The 14,824-nt window shown below is 46.0% G+C and carries 10 protein-coding genes; 9 read left to right on the top strand and 1 reads right to left on the bottom strand.

Annotated features, from left to right (window positions below):
- Positions 1-24 precede the first annotated feature (24 nt).
- The 5 genes from DHX103_RS02505 (at position 25) to DHX103_RS02485 (ending at position 5,123) form a co-directional block, all read left to right on the top strand.
- Positions 25-1,413 carry an aldehyde dehydrogenase gene (locus DHX103_RS02505; protein WP_422123700.1) on the top strand — a complete coding sequence of 463 codons (1,389 nt, stop codon included), beginning with the start codon at positions 25-27 and terminating at the stop codon, positions 1,411-1,413.
- 63 nt (positions 1,414-1,476) lie between these two features.
- Positions 1,477-2,172 carry a response regulator transcription factor gene (locus DHX103_RS02500; RefSeq protein WP_422123699.1) on the top strand — a complete coding sequence of 232 codons (696 nt, stop codon included), beginning with the start codon at positions 1,477-1,479 and terminating at the stop codon, positions 2,170-2,172.
- Positions 2,156-3,529 (top strand): HAMP domain-containing sensor histidine kinase, encoded by a 1,374-nt coding sequence (locus DHX103_RS02495; RefSeq protein ID WP_422123698.1) that lies wholly within the window; start codon positions 2,156-2,158, stop codon positions 3,527-3,529. The genes DHX103_RS02500 and DHX103_RS02495 overlap by 17 nt, the downstream gene beginning before the upstream one ends.
- The gene (locus tag DHX103_RS02490; protein ID WP_422123697.1) at positions 3,526-4,233 is read left to right on the top strand and encodes a PepSY domain-containing protein; all 708 of its coding nucleotides are present in this window, start codon (positions 3,526-3,528) and stop codon (positions 4,231-4,233) included. The genes DHX103_RS02495 and DHX103_RS02490 overlap by 4 nt, the downstream gene beginning before the upstream one ends.
- Before the next feature lie 242 nt (positions 4,234-4,475).
- Entirely contained in the window at positions 4,476-5,123 is a 648-nt protein-coding gene (locus tag DHX103_RS02485; protein ID WP_422123696.1) for a PepSY domain-containing protein, read from the top strand.
- Between the two features lie 47 nt (positions 5,124-5,170).
- On the opposite strand, the gene DHX103_RS02480 is transcribed toward DHX103_RS02485, so the two are convergent.
- Complete coding sequence (locus DHX103_RS02480; RefSeq protein WP_422123695.1) at positions 5,171-6,742, bottom strand: ATP-binding protein; 1,572 nt, start codon at positions 6,740-6,742, stop codon at positions 5,171-5,173.
- A gap of 103 nt (positions 6,743-6,845) precedes the next feature.
- Here DHX103_RS02480 and DHX103_RS02475 point away from each other — a divergent pair, with 103 nt between their 5' ends.
- The 4 genes from DHX103_RS02475 to DHX103_RS02460 all read left to right on the top strand — a co-directional run bounded on the left by DHX103_RS02475 (position 6,846) and on the right by DHX103_RS02460 (position 14,758).
- Positions 6,846-7,898 (top strand): M42 family metallopeptidase, encoded by a 1,053-nt coding sequence (locus DHX103_RS02475; RefSeq protein WP_422123694.1) that lies wholly within the window; start codon positions 6,846-6,848, stop codon positions 7,896-7,898.
- A gap of 14 nt (positions 7,899-7,912) precedes the next feature.
- Positions 7,913-9,373, top strand: a complete 1,461-nt coding sequence (locus DHX103_RS02470) for a UDP-N-acetylmuramoyl-L-alanyl-D-glutamate--2,6-diaminopimelate ligase (protein WP_422123693.1) — start codon at positions 7,913-7,915, stop codon at positions 9,371-9,373.
- Positions 9,374-9,479: 106 nt separating this feature from the next.
- Entirely contained in the window at positions 9,480-11,048 is a 1,569-nt protein-coding gene (locus DHX103_RS02465; RefSeq protein ID WP_422123692.1) for a peptide chain release factor 3, read from the top strand.
- Positions 11,049-11,698: 650 nt separating this feature from the next.
- The gene (locus DHX103_RS02460; RefSeq protein WP_422123691.1) at positions 11,699-14,758 is read left to right on the top strand and encodes an efflux RND transporter permease subunit; all 3,060 of its coding nucleotides are present in this window, start codon (positions 11,699-11,701) and stop codon (positions 14,756-14,758) included.
- Positions 14,759-14,824 lie beyond the last annotated feature (66 nt).

The raw sequence follows: 14,824 nt of genomic DNA, 5'->3' as shown, positions 1-14,824 counted from the left end.
CCCAAATTTACAGGAGGCTATTACATGAATTTTAATGCCAATGATGTTGAAAGAATGATTCAGGAACAAAAGAACTTCTATTATACAGGGGCAACCCGCTCTGCTGATTTTCGCAAAGCGCAACTCGAAAATCTGAAGCAGGCCATTATTGCCAATGAAGAAGTTGTCACTGAGGCACTGGAACGGGATTTGGGGAAAAGCGAATTTGAAGCTTATGCAACGGAAATAGGCTTGGTACTCGACAGCATCGGCAATATGCAAAAGAATCTTGATGACTGGATGGAACCGGAAAAAATTAAGACGCCTTTGCATCTGCAGCCATCGAAAAGCTTTATTATCCGTGAGCCGTACGGTTCCGTTTTGATCATTGGGCCCTTCAATTATCCTTTCCAATTGGTGATGGAGCCATTGATCGGGGCCATCGTGGGGGGTAATTGTGCCATCGTCAAGCCTTCTGAAACGACACCGCATGTGGCACGCGCTGTGAGAATCGTCCTTGAAGAAGCATTCCCTACATATTTTGTAAGGGTTGTCGAAGGAGAACGCGACGAAGTGACGGCATTGATCCACGCGTCATTCGATTATATTTTCTTTACCGGCAGCGTGAAAGTCGGAAAAATCGTCATGAAAGCGGCTTCGGAAAGGTTGACACCAATCACTTTGGAGTTGGGCGGCAAAAGCCCGGCAATCGTTGACCAAACTGCGGATCTTGATCTGGCGGCGAAACGGATTGCCTGGGGCAAACTGATGAATACAGGCCAAACCTGTGTAGCACCTGATTATGTCTGTGTCCATGAGTCCGTTAAAGATGAATTTATGAAGAAATTAACGAAAACCATCAGCAGCTTCTATGGCAAAAATGCGCAAGCAAGCCCGGATTATGGGCGAATCGTATCGACATCCCATTTCGACCGATTGGCTGAAATTATCGAAAAAGAATCAGCCCATATCATTTACGGCGGAAAGACGGATCGTTCAAATCTTTATATCGAACCGACTGTTCTGGATAATATTTCCTGGAACAATCCTTCCATGGAAGATGAAATTTTCGGTCCGATTTTGCCGATTATCACGTATCAGGACTTGCCGCTTCTTCTGCGCCAGATTCGCCAGCTGCCTAAACCGTTGTCTGCCTACATGTTCTCGGAAAACGAGCGGGCAACTGACTTTTTCCTTGAAGAATTGCCATTTGGCGGAGGCTGCATCAACGATACGATATCCCATATCGTCAATGCTAACTTGCCCTTCGGCGGAGTGGGGCCATCAGGCATGAACTCGTATCACGGCAAGTGGAGTTTTGAAGCTTTCACACATGCCAAATCAATCCTGAAAAAATCGACGAAAATCTCCACAAACGTCGCTTTTCCACCCTATAAAAACAAAGTGAAATACGTTAAAGGATTATTGAAATAAGCGGCCTGCGGGTCGCTTTTTTTCTTTTATCTACTGCTAATATTAAGATAAGAGGTGATAGGGATGGCTGATCGGATATTAATAATTGAAGATGAAAAGAACATCGCCCGGGTTTTGGAGTTGGAACTGAAATTTGAAGGTTATGAAACGGGTGTAGCCTATACCGGTTCGGAAGGGCTGATCCAATTCAGGGAGGAAGAGTGGGATCTTGTGCTGCTTGATTTGATGCTGCCGGAAATCCACGGACTGGATGTATTGAAGCGCATTCGTTCATCGGATGAAACATTGCCGGTGATCCTGCTGACCGCAAAAAATGATGTGAAGGATAAAGTGGCCGGGCTTGATCTCGGCGCGAATGATTACATTACAAAACCATTTGAAATCGAAGAACTGCTGGCAAGGATACGTGCAAATCTGCGTCTGCGCAGCAGCGGGAATTCTGACAGCCATCATTTCAAAGAGCTTGAACTGGATGAAGTGACGCGCTCCGTCAGTAGAGGGGGCCGGCAAATAGAATTGACTCCGAGGGAATTCGATCTGCTGCTGTTTCTGATGAAGCACCCGAAGCAAGTGCTGACCCGAGAGCAGGTGTTAAATGCCGTGTGGGGCTATGATTATTACGGCGACACCAATGTCATCGATGTTTACATCCGCTATTTGCGGAAAAAAGTGGATGCGGGTGAAGAGACAACTTATATTCAAACGGTTCGTGGTGTGGGCTATGTATTAAAGGAGCAGCACAATGAAACTGCGAAATAGGATTCATATTTATTCGACTTTGCTGACATTGGTGATTCTGGTGATTCTAACCGTGGTTATTTATTATTCTTTCAGCTCATTGGCTTATTCCACAGAAGTCGATGAATTGGATGCTGCTGCAGAAGCGCTGCTTGTTGCTTACAACGCCAATCCTGTTGCGAATCCATCTGATTTGTTGCGAGGGTATGTGCCTGTTCTGGGTTTGATAAAAGTGACCGGCCCAGAAGGAAACCAGCTGAACCTGATTCAGTCACCGGAAGTCACAGCTCAATTTCCGGATCAGATCGACGATAGTTCGGGAACGGTGCAGGTGGACGGTGAACGCTTTGCTTATACGACAACCCCAATCATCTGGCCAGATGGAACAGTTGCAGAACTGCTCATTGCAAAATCGCTTCGTGAAGTAACCGGCAACTTGAATACGTTAAGGCTGGTCCTGGCAGTTGCGGTTGTGTTGGCCATGATTCCTGTCATTATTTCAGGAGCAGTGCTTGCCGGAATCGTAACGAAACCGATAACCGCTTTGACCGCCACGATGAGAAACATTCAGCGGAATGGTCGCTTTCAAAAACTGCCCATCTCCGATCAATCCCATGACGAACTAAACCAGATGGGGATGACGTTCAACGAAATGATGGCGCTGCTCGAAGATAATTATTTGAAACAGGAGGAGTTTGTTTCCAATGCATCCCATGAGCTGAAAACGCCATTGACCATTATTGGCAGCTATGCAAAGCTGCTGGAACGCCAGGGAATGGACAATCGAGAAGTTGCCGAGGAAAGCATCACAGCGATCCAATCCGAAACGAACCGGATGACGGCAATGATCGAGCAGCTCTTGTTGATTGCGCGGCGCAATGAAACCAAACCCCATATTGAAGAGATAGAGTTAACAGCACTTTTAGCGGAAACAACGGCAGCGTTGAACCGTTCCTATGAGCGTGAATTTATCTTCGATGCGGAAGATCGGCCGCTTTATGTTTGGACTGATTCAGCGAAATTAAAGCAATTGCTCTACATTCTTCTCGATAACGCACGGAAATACAGCTCAGACCGTATCGAAATTTCTGTGAAAATGGATGATACGGCAATTGTTCAAATCAGGGATTACGGAGAGGGCATACCAAAAGAATCCCTGCCATTGGTATTCGATCGATTTTATCGTGTGGACAAAGCGCGGAACCGGGGCACAGGAGGCTTCGGCCTTGGGCTGGCATTGGCAAGCCAATTGGCCGAGTCATTAAAACTGAAGCTGGAAATCGACAGCATTGAAGCACTGGGGACGACGGTTACCATCAAATTCTCATCAGATTTTAATGTTGTTGATCTAAAATCAGATGAGGAGGGATCTTCATGAAAAAATGGATTGCAATCAGCATTGCATCTGTCGTTTTGGTAATTGCGGCTGTATTTTTTTTAATCCAATCTTTGGATACAAATCACATGTTTGATGAAGCGGAGGCGACAGAAAAAGTCATCAGTTTATATGGCGGGGAAGCGGATTCAGCCACCCTGTCCGGAGATCTTATCATGGTAGAATTCACTAATTCTCAGGGACGGTATCGTGCAGCGGTCGACCAAAATTCGGGCGAAGTGGAGTCGCTGGAACTGATTGAACAAACTGGACCCGCGAACAATCTCACTGAGCAGCAAGCCGAAGACATTGCGCTAGCCGAAGCAGAAGGGGAGATTACAGCAACGGTCTACTCTAAAGAGCGGAATGAATATGAAGTGGAAATCACCGGTGAAACACAACTTGCCATCGTTGCCATTTCAGCGGAAACGGGAGAAGTAAGAAAAATATCAACAGAAGAAATTGCGGATGCCGAGCCACCGGAAGAAGAACCTGCTGCAGAACCTGAGCGCATCATTACAAGAGATGAAGCGGTGGCGATCGCCAGACAAACGCTCGACGGGGAGTTGCAGGAAGTCGAATTTATCGAAACAGCGGACGGAGGGTATTATCTGGTCGAAATCGAAAATGATGACACCGACCAGGAAGCGACCATACAAATCCACGCAATCCGCGGGGAAACTTTGACTGTGGATTGGGATGACTGACACAAGAAAAGCGAAAGCGCCCGTTAAGTTCTGAAAGGCATAAGACGGAATAGCGGAGCGGCGTCCTTTGCCGCATAGCTAGACCAGCTTATGATCCGAAGAGCTGGGCGGCTGGAGTCTGGACACAAAACCAAAATGAGAAAATCTTCATGAACTTCTCATCAAATTCTCATCTTGCCTTAAGTATCTGCTCAGAACCGGCGGCTATGATAAAGGTAGAAGAATAAGAGGAGGAGAATAACATGAAGAAAAAGATTGTTATTGCAACAGCTGCAGGCGTCCTCGCGGTTAGTGGACTTGTCCTGGCGAATACGGATTCAATCGGTGGGCCAAGCCCCTCAGCGCCCAATGCTACGGAGGCGAACACAGCTCCAGCGACCAATGACAACCCGGCCCCAGACGAATTGATCGGCTTTGAAAGAGCTTCTGCAATTGCACTGGCCATTGCGGATGGGACAGTGACCGACATCGAGTTGAGTGAAGACGATGGCAGACAGGAGTATGAAGTGGAGATTCATGATGCGGAATACGAATATGATTTTGACATCGATGCGTTTACGGGAGAAGTGTTGGAGCAGGACCGCGAACGCCACGATGATGACGATGACCGAGAAGCTGCTGCAATAAAAAAGGGGAACGATGACAAACAAGAGCCGAAGCAGCAAACAGCAACAGATGATTTAATTTCTGTTGAAGAAGCGACCAGGATTGCTTTGGATAAAACCAATGGAGGCGTAGTCGAAGAGATGGAGTTGGAATCGGATGACGGGTTCCGTTATTATGACTTTGAAATTGAAAACGGCAAAACCGAATTCGAACTTGAAATCAATGCCGTTGATGGAACAGTCCTGAAATTTGAGCAGGATGACGATGACGACGATGATGATTGAAAAATCCAAGGGAATTAAAATAAACAGGAGCCCACGGAGGCTCCTGTTTATTTTATAGGCAGCAAAACTTCGGCAATCGTTCCTTTTCCCTCTCTGCTTGTCAGTTTCAATGATCCGCCATGATCCTGAATGATCTTCTGTGAAATGAGAAGGCCGAGGCCCGTTCCATTTTCTTTGGTGGTATAAAACGGTTCGAAAATCCGGTTCAAACTTTCAGGAGACATGCCACCGCCATTGTCGGAAATTTTAATGGATACCCTTTTATTGTTTTCCGAAGAGATGGTCAGCTCGATCGTCCCACAAGGGTCTATGGCCTCCACTGAATTCTTTAACAGGTTAATAAAGACTTGTTTTAAGGAATTTTCTTCTCCCGAAAGCATATAATCCATTTCACCGTCCCAATCATCTTTAAAGACAATGCCTTTCAAATTGAATTCGGAACTGAAAAGCAGGGTCAGATTATCAATCAGTTTTCTAAGGCTGAAACTTGTGATGACTGGTGCCTGAGGTTTGGCGAGCACCAGAAACTCACTGATGATCAAATTGATTCTTTCCAATTCTGAATGGATCAGCTGGGTATATTGTGGATAAGGATGTTGGGGATCCTGTTGCATGATCTGCACAAAACCTGAAATGACCGTCATCGGGTTTCGGATTTCATGAGCAACTCCGGCTGCAATTTCACCTGCCAATTTCAATTTTTCGCTCTGCAGCAGCAATTGCTCTGACTCTTTCAGGTAACTGATATCCCTTGAAATGATGGAAGTGGCAATGACTTTTCCGTTGTTGTCGAAGATTGGGGACAAGGTTATCTGTGCGTGAAAGCTGGTGCCGTCTTTCTTCATATCAACTGTATCGAGCAGCGTGAAGCTTTTTCCTTTCAACAACTCCAAAGCCTGCAATTCGGCAACTTCTTCTTTTTCCAAAGGAAATGGTTTTATCTTTGTGCCAAAGGAATCTTTGGCGGACCATCCGTATAATTCCTCGAATGCCGGGTTGATGGCAATCACCCGGTTATCTGTATCAAAAACTGCCATGGCATCTTTTGCCGTCTCAAAAAATAATTGCAGATAGCCTTCGCGGGATATCAATGCTTCTTCCATTGATTTATTTTTTTCATGCATTTGCTGCCACAGGCGGCTGAAATAAAACGTGTGAAAAAATGTGAGCAGCAGCACGACGGTCAGGAAAGTGAAGATGGAAAGGAAGTCATATTGTGGGGTGGAAGTCCGATCCAATTGTCCAAAAAAGAGGATCAGTACGGCCATTTCTATTATCGTCGCAGCAGCCAGGACCGCCATTGGACGAAAAGCGTTGGCGAGCGCTGCCGTAATTAACGGTATTGCAAAATAGACAAGGGTAATTGCTGAAAGAGACTCAAAATTAAGGATAAACAGATAAATATTCATCGCATACAATAAGGTTGCCCGTAAAGTGTCTGCGGTAATCCACTTCTTGGTTAAATACAGGATGATGTAGACTAAAACGCCGAAAGCCGGGGCCCAGTCGGCTGTATTAAACGTAAAAATGCTGTTTAAAAGAATATGCAAAACGCTGGAAAAACCGAAAATATGAAGGAATAGTCTGTTTTTTTGTTGATTGGCATTTGAATGTTTCATTACGCACCTCTGGGATTTGCTGGATTCATTAATAATACTACAGGAAAGACTGTGCGAAAACGCCGGATTTTGATATGATTAGACTATTAAGGGGGCATCACGCATGACATATCAATGGAATTCAAAAGAAACGATTGGACTTTTGGGCGAATTGACAGGGATTCCGAGTCCTTCAGGCTATACGATGGACATCATGGATACCATTAAAAAAATGATGGCCAGCTGGAATGTCGATCATATTACAACCAATAAAGGCGGCATCATTGCTACAATCAAAGGTGAGAACAACGAGCGGCACCGATTATTGACTGCCCATGTGGATACACTCGGTGCCATGGTTAAAGAAGTTAAGCCTTCTGGACGATTGAAACTATCACTTGTCGGGGGCTTTAAATTCAACGCGATTGAAGGAGAAAATTGCCTCATACATACGGCCTCCGGAAAAACTTTGACCGGCACCATCCTGCTGCACCAGACGACGGTTCATGTTTATAAAGATGCAGGCACAGCCGAGCGCAGTGCAGAAAATATGGAAGTCAGAATTGATGAAAAAGCGTTTTCAGAGGATGCAGTTAGGGAACTTGGTATTGAGGTCGGTGATTTTGTTTCATTTGATCCGCGCTTCACAGCCACGGAATCGGGATTTGTGAAATCGCGTCATTTGGATGATAAGGCCAGTACAGCCCTGTTGCTCCAATTAGTGAAGCATTTCAGCGATTCTTCTGAAAAACTGCCATTTACAACGCATTTCTACATATCCAATAACGAAGAAATCGGATATGGCGGGAACTCCAATATACCTCCTCAGACGGAAGAATATATTGCAGTCGATATGGGGGCAATAGGAGACGGCCAAACTTCTGATGAATATACGGTGTCCATTTGTGCCAAAGATTCAAGTGGACCGTATCATTATGGTTTGACACGTCATCTAATCGGATTGGCGAAGGATAAAAAGATTGATTATAAAGTGGATATTTATCCATATTACGGATCAGACGCATCAGCAGCGATCAGTGCGGGCTACGACGTAAAACACGCATTATTCGGTCCGGGGATAGAAGCTTCACATTCCTATGAACGAACTCATACAGATTCATTGAAAGCCTCGGCAGCATTGCTTTATGCATACGTAATGTCACCGTTGGTTTCCTGATTAGGAGGATTTTCATGAATAGCAGGGAGTTACTCGAAAATATTCCTTATAAACTGATGTCAGGTGAAATACCAGACAATATAGAATACATCACGATGGACTCCAGGGACGCGGTGCCGGGTTCCTTATTCGTCTGCATTGAAGGCTATACGGTCGATGGCCATGATTTTGCCGAGCAGGCAACGGAATGCGGAGCTACACTGATTCTTTCTGAAAAACCGGTTGATGTCGAAGGGCCGGCGGTGCTGATTGTGGATGATACTGTGCGCGCATTAGGCCTGCTGGCATCCAGATTTTACAGCTACCCCTCTAAAGATCTTCAGATGATCGGTGTTACCGGGACGAATGGGAAAACCAGCGTCGCCGGAATGCTGCATGCGATGCTGATGCAATTGGGAGAAACCTCGGCCTTAACGGGCACGATCGGGTTCAATCTGAATGGGGAATTATTCCCTTCCGCAAACACCACGAGTGATGCGCTGACGACTCAGAAAATGATTGCGCGGGCAAAAGATGCCGGATGTTCACATATGACGATGGAAGTTTCATCACATGGGCTCGTGCTCGGCCGATTGGCGGGTGTTGAGTTCAACACGGCCATTTTTACGAATCTTACCCATGACCATCTTGATTTTCATGGAACGATGGTTGAATATGGGCATGCCAAAGGGCTGTTGTTTTCGCAACTTGGACAGGATCTTCAGGAAAAGAAACAAGCAGTCCTCAATGCGGATGATCCGTGGTCTGAACAATTTGCAAAAATGACTTGTCATCCGGTTTATACGTACGGAATTGTAAAAAATGCCCAATTCAAGGCAGATAATATAATTATGGACCATTCCGGAACTTCCTTCCGGCTGTTTTGCCCTGCAGGCGAATTCCAGGTTTCGATGAAATTACTGGGCCATTTCAATGTTTCCAATGCGTTGGCGGCTATTACAGCCCTCTATGCAGAAGGTTACGCTTTGGAAAATATTCTGAAAGCACTGGCGGCGATTGGACCGGTCGAAGGGCGTATGGAGAAAGTCGATATGGAGGCACCGGTTACGGTGTATATCGATTATGCCCATACACCGGACGCAATTGAAAAAGCATTGGCGGCAGTAGCCGGTTTCAAAAAAAATAAAATCATTTTCCTTGTCGGTACCGGGGGCAACCGAGATAAATCGAAACGGCCGACTATGGCAAAAAATGCCTCGGTAGCCGATTACGTCGTTCTGACTACTGATGATCCGAGAGACGAATCTTATGACAGCATTCTGAAAGACTTGGAAGTCGGTATGACTCATTCGAACTATGCGTGCATCGGCGACCGGGAGGAAGCTGTAAAGCATGCCATTCAGCAATCGGAGCCCGGGGATATAATTATCCTTGCCGGAAAAGGCCATGAGGATTATCAGATTATCGGAACGACGAAATACCCCCACAGTGACCAGAACATTGCCAAACAGGAAGCAGTGAAAAAATATAGTTGAAAAGAGGCCGTGAGCGGCTTCTTTTTTTATGGTACAGGGTTAAATGCCTTGTTTTTTCAGAAACCCTTCTCTAATATGAAGAGAGTAGATTAAAGGAGCGTATAACATGTCAGTCCAAATTAAAAATGAAATTGAAAATAGAAGAACTTTTGCAATCATCTCCCACCCGGATGCCGGGAAAACCACGTTAACCGAAAAATTATTGCTGTTTGGCGGAGCCATTCGGGACGCAGGAACTGTTAAAGGGAAAAAAAGCGGGAAATTTGCGACATCCGACTGGATGGAAATTGAAAAACAACGGGGCATCTCGGTCACTTCTTCAGTGATGCAATTTGATTATGACGGCCACCGCGTCAATATCCTGGATACCCCTGGCCACCAGGATTTCAGTGAAGATACTTATCGTACGTTGATGGCAGTGGATAGTGCTGTCATGATTATTGACGTTGCGAAAGGGATAGAAGCACAGACCGTTAAATTGTTTAAAGTCTGTAAAATGCGCGGCATTCCAATTTTCACATTCATCAACAAAATGGATCGTCAGGGTAAAGAACCTCTGGAATTGATGGAAGAGTTAGAAGAAGTGTTGGGAATCCAATCGTATGCCATGAACTGGCCAATCGGCATGGGGAAAGAATTCCTTGGGATTTATGACCGCTTCAACAAACGCGTGGAGCCTTACCGCAGTACAGGTGACAGATTCCTGCCAATTGATGAGGACGGGGAACTGGCAGTAGACCACGAGATGAAAAAAAATTCTTATTACACCCAGGCAATGGAAGACATTCAATTGCTCAATGAAGCCGGCAATGAGTTTTCGCTTGACCGCGTCAAGCGAGGGGAATTGACGCCTGTCTTCTTCGGCAGTGCACTGGCCAATTTCGGGGTTCAGACTTTCCTGGAAACATATTTGCAATTTGCGCCACCGCCGCAGCCGCGTATGACGAAAGAAGAAGACATCGTGGATCCTGTGGAAACACCGTTTTCTGGATTTGTCTTTAAAATCCAGGCCAATATGAATCCTGCCCACCGCGACCGGATTGCATTTGTCCGCATCGTCTCCGGAAAATTCGAGAAGGGGATGAACGTCACCTTGTCGCGTACTGGAAAGTCGTTCAAGCTTTCTCAGACGACCCAATTTCTGGCAGATGACCGTGAAATGGTAGCTGAGGCAGTTGCAGGGGATATTATCGGCTTGCACGATGTCGGCAATTATCAGATTGGCGACACGATTACGAGTGGGAAAAAATTCCGATTCGAGGACCTGCCCCAGTTTACACCGGAATTATTTGTTAAAGTGACAGCGAAAAACGTCATGAAGCAAAAACATTTCCATAAAGGGATTATGCAGCTCGTGCAGGAAGGTGCTATTCAGTATTACAAGACACTTCATATGGAAGAAGTTATCCTAGGCGCTGTGGGGCAATTGCAGTTTGAAGTTTTTGAGCACCGGATGAAAAATGAATACAATGTCGATGTACGTATAGAGTCGCTTGGTTCCAAAATTGCTCGATGGATTGAAAATGAGGAAGATGTGAAGGAATCGATGTCCAGCAGCCGGTCGATGCTGGTGAAAGACCGTTTCGATAATCTAGTGTTCCTTTTTGAAAATGAATTCGCCACACGCTGGTTCCAGGATAAAAATCCAGGAATCCGTCTTTACAGTCTGCTGTAATCCCAACTAGTTACATTCGAGATCAATTTAAAACCTGCCAAAAGGCGGGTTTTTATTTTGATTTATATAAGTTGAACTAATAATCTAGAGTAGCCGATATTCCGCAAAACAGCTTCGAAGACATTAGCCGAAGCTTGTGAGGCTAAGTCTTTGCGACGAAGCAGCGAAGCGATGCAGGAGCACGGTTTTTATACCTAGCTAAGTTAGTGTACCAACCGAATGGATCTCGCACTTCGTCGAAACGGAGTTGGAAAGCCAACTCCGTTTCTGTCTCTGCATCGCTGCGCTAGCTTCGAGACATGAAAGTGCGTTGCTTCCCCATGGCGTCTTCGCTGTTTTGCTCCATATCTCTAGAGAGTTCCCTAGGAACAGGCGAATGCCGACGAAGCAAAAGATGAGTGGTTTTCTTGGCTTATTATGGGAGCCAAGGTGGCATCTCCTTTGCGACGAGCTTGCGCAGGAGCATAATCTTGGCATTGTCCAAAGCTGCGAAGTGTTGGTAAATCAAATTCTTTTCTTCAACTTATATATCAAGAAAAACTTTGTTCACATTTTAATCAATTTCAATATACTGTCAGAGGTTTAAGTTTGCGGTGGCAGACAGTTTTTCTTATGATAAAAGAACGAGGTATCAGAGAGGGTTTGACAAGATGAAACTAAGCGATTTTTCAATAAAAAGACCAGTTTTGACCATGGTGACAATGTTTTTGGTCATTATTCTGGGAGCGGTGTCTTTCCTTAGGATTCCGGTTACTTTAATTCCGGAGTTAAATCCGCCAATCGGGGTCGTTGTGACCACTTATAGCGGAGCGAGCCCTACAGAAGTAAGTGAAAAAGTGACGAAACCGTTGGAAGCCAACCTTTCGACACTGCCTGGCATTGAATCCATCCAGTCTACTTCCCAGGAAGGTTCGAATTTTATACTCCTGGAATTTGACTGGGCCACCGATATTAATGATGTGCAAAGTGACATTCTTCAGCGTATCGATCAGACTCCGATGCCTGATGATGCGGGAACTCCCCAATTTTTGAAGTTTGACCCTTCTCAATTTCCGATTCTGCAATTGTCACTTCGGGCAACAGAGGCCGATGTTGACATCCGTGTATTGGCAGAAGAATTGGAAACCGAATTGCTGCAGACAGAAGGTGTAGCAAATGTAAATATTTCAGGAACTTTGATAGAAGAAATTTTAATTTCTCTGGACCAGGAGCTGTTGGAAGAAAATGGCCTTCAGCAGTCGGATATCGTCCAGGTGATTCAGGGCAGCAATATTTCCTTACCGGGTGAGCCGATTGAAAGTGAAGATGGGCGGAACCTTACGACCCGGATCATCAGTACATTGTCCAGCGCGGAAGATATTGCAGATTTGGTGGTCACAGTGGATCCCTTGAACGGGGAAAACCTGACAATCGGCGATGTAGCGGATGTTGCTTTAGGTGAACGTGAGCGAAGCAGCGAAACAAGAGCCAACCAGGAACCCGCAGTGCTGCTTTCCGCTTTGCAGGAATCCGGAGCCAATACGGCAGACGTTTCCACTGCCTTCCAGGAACGATTGGATGAGCTGCTCGAAGAAGAGAAATTCAGTGCCGTGGAAGCGGACATCCTTTTTGACCAGGGTGATTATGTGAAGCTGGCCGTGGGAAATATTGGCCAGACTTTAATTTTTGGTGGTATTTTTGCGATGCTCGTACTGTTCTTCTTCCTTCGCGGAGTGAAGAGTCCAGTCATTATCGGAATTGCAATTCCTTATTCAGTCATCGTGACATTTGTTCTGATGTATTTTGCAGATTTTGCACTCAATATCATGACGCTTGGTGCGCTGGCATTGGGCATCGGGATGCTTGTCGATAACGCCATCGTCGTCATCGAAAATATAGAACGCCATCTTGCAATGGGCAAGACCTCGAAGAAAGCGGCATCTGATGGCGCAAAAGAAGTGGCGGCGGCGATCACCGCATCAACCCTTACCACAGTAGCGGTATTTGTGCCTGTCATCTTCATTTCCGGTTTGATAGGTGAGATATTCTTCGAGTTTGCGCTGACCATTTCTTTCAGTCTTTTTGCATCATTGGCAGTGGCGTTGACCGTTATACCGATGCTGGCTTCCAGAATGCTGAGTAAACCGAAAGGCAATATTGAAGCGCGTAAGAGAAGATCGAAGGGGCTTAAGAATTTTGAGCGATCCATCAGATGGGCTTTACGCCACCGGGCCCTTGTCTTAATCATCACTTTGGTATTTCTTGTGATTGGTGCTTTGGGCGTATCCCAGGTAGGGACGGAATTCTTGCCGGCTACGGATGAAGGCTTCGTCAGTGTATCCGTCGAGCTCGAAAACGGGGCATCCACCACAGCTACAAACGAAGTTGTTACGATGATCGAAGAAGAACTCGAAGCTGAGGAAGAAGTGGATGTTTATGTCAGCTTGGTGGGAACTTCCCAGCAGGGACAAGCCCAGGGTGCTGCTGAATCGAACGTGGCAGAGATTTATATCAAACTTATCCCTTTGGATGACCGGGAACGCTCTGTCTTCGAATTTGTTGACGACGTGCAGCCGGAAATAATTGAATTAGTCGGTGACCGGGCAGATGTCGGTTTCAATCTGCAAACGGCAGCGGGTTCCACCCCGAACACGCTATCCTTTACTGTGACGGATACGGATCCGGTTCGATTGGATGAAGCCGTTCAAAGAATCAATGATTCATTGAGCAACCTGCCGACTGTTACCGAGTTGACGAATGACCGGGATGAAACCATTGATGAAATCCAGATGACAATCGACCGGGAGGCAGCCACTGAATATGGCCTGGCACCTGCGCAGATTGCGCAAACGGTAAATAATATTACAAGGGGCGTCCAAGCTTCGCAATTGATTACGGAGCGGGATGAAGTCCTTGGCATTTTTGTGGAAATTGATGAAGACTATCGGGACAGTTACGTTAAGCTTCAAGAGCTGAGACTGCGCACGCCTTCTGGCACGTTTGTCGAGCTGCAGGAACTGGCAGATATCGAAATTGACCAGGGACCGGTAAGCATTCAACGGGTCGACCAGGCTGGCAGCGTAGCATTTACGCTGCAGCATCAATCGGATGTTACGATGGGTGATATGTCGAGTGAAGTGGATGATGCTTTGGAAGAACTGAACCTTGATGAAGGAACGATGATCACTTTTGGCGGAGACCGGGAACTGTTCGATAACGCCATCAATGATATGATCATGGCTGTTTTATTGGCGGTCGTACTTGTCTATCTGGTGATGGCAGCCCAATTTGAATCGTTCAAATATCCATTTGTCATCATGTTCACTGTTCCGTTGATGGTAATTGGTGTAGCAATTGCGTTGTTCATCACTCAAACGCCGGTCAGCATAACGGCCGTCATCGGCATCTTGGTGCTCGTCGGGATTGTCGTAAACAACGGCATTGTGCTGGTGGATTACATCAACAAACGGAAAGAAAGTGGGATGGAATCATTTGATGCAATCATCACTTCGGTGCGTGACAGAATGCGGCCGATTCTGATGACTGCGCTGACGACCATTCTTGGCCTGGCACCTTTGGCGATAGGAATTGGTGAAGGAACGGAAATAAATCAGCCGATGGGGATAGCGGTCATTGGCGGTTTGATCAGTTCCACCTTCCTGACGCTTTATGTTGTGCCGGTTGTTTACAGCCTTTTCGATAAAGAAACAAGATTGATGAATAGAAAGTAAGCCAAGAGTCAGCCGAATGGAATTCGGCTGACTTTTTTCGATGAAGCAAGCGCAGCGATGCAGAGA

Origin of the sequence: Planococcus daihaiensis (genome assembly GCF_049262615.1) — a bacterium.
GTDB lineage: Bacteria > Bacillota > Bacilli > Bacillales_A > Planococcaceae > Planococcus.
Note: the sequence above shows the minus strand (reverse complement) of the source record. Positions and strands in the feature narration are given on the sequence as shown.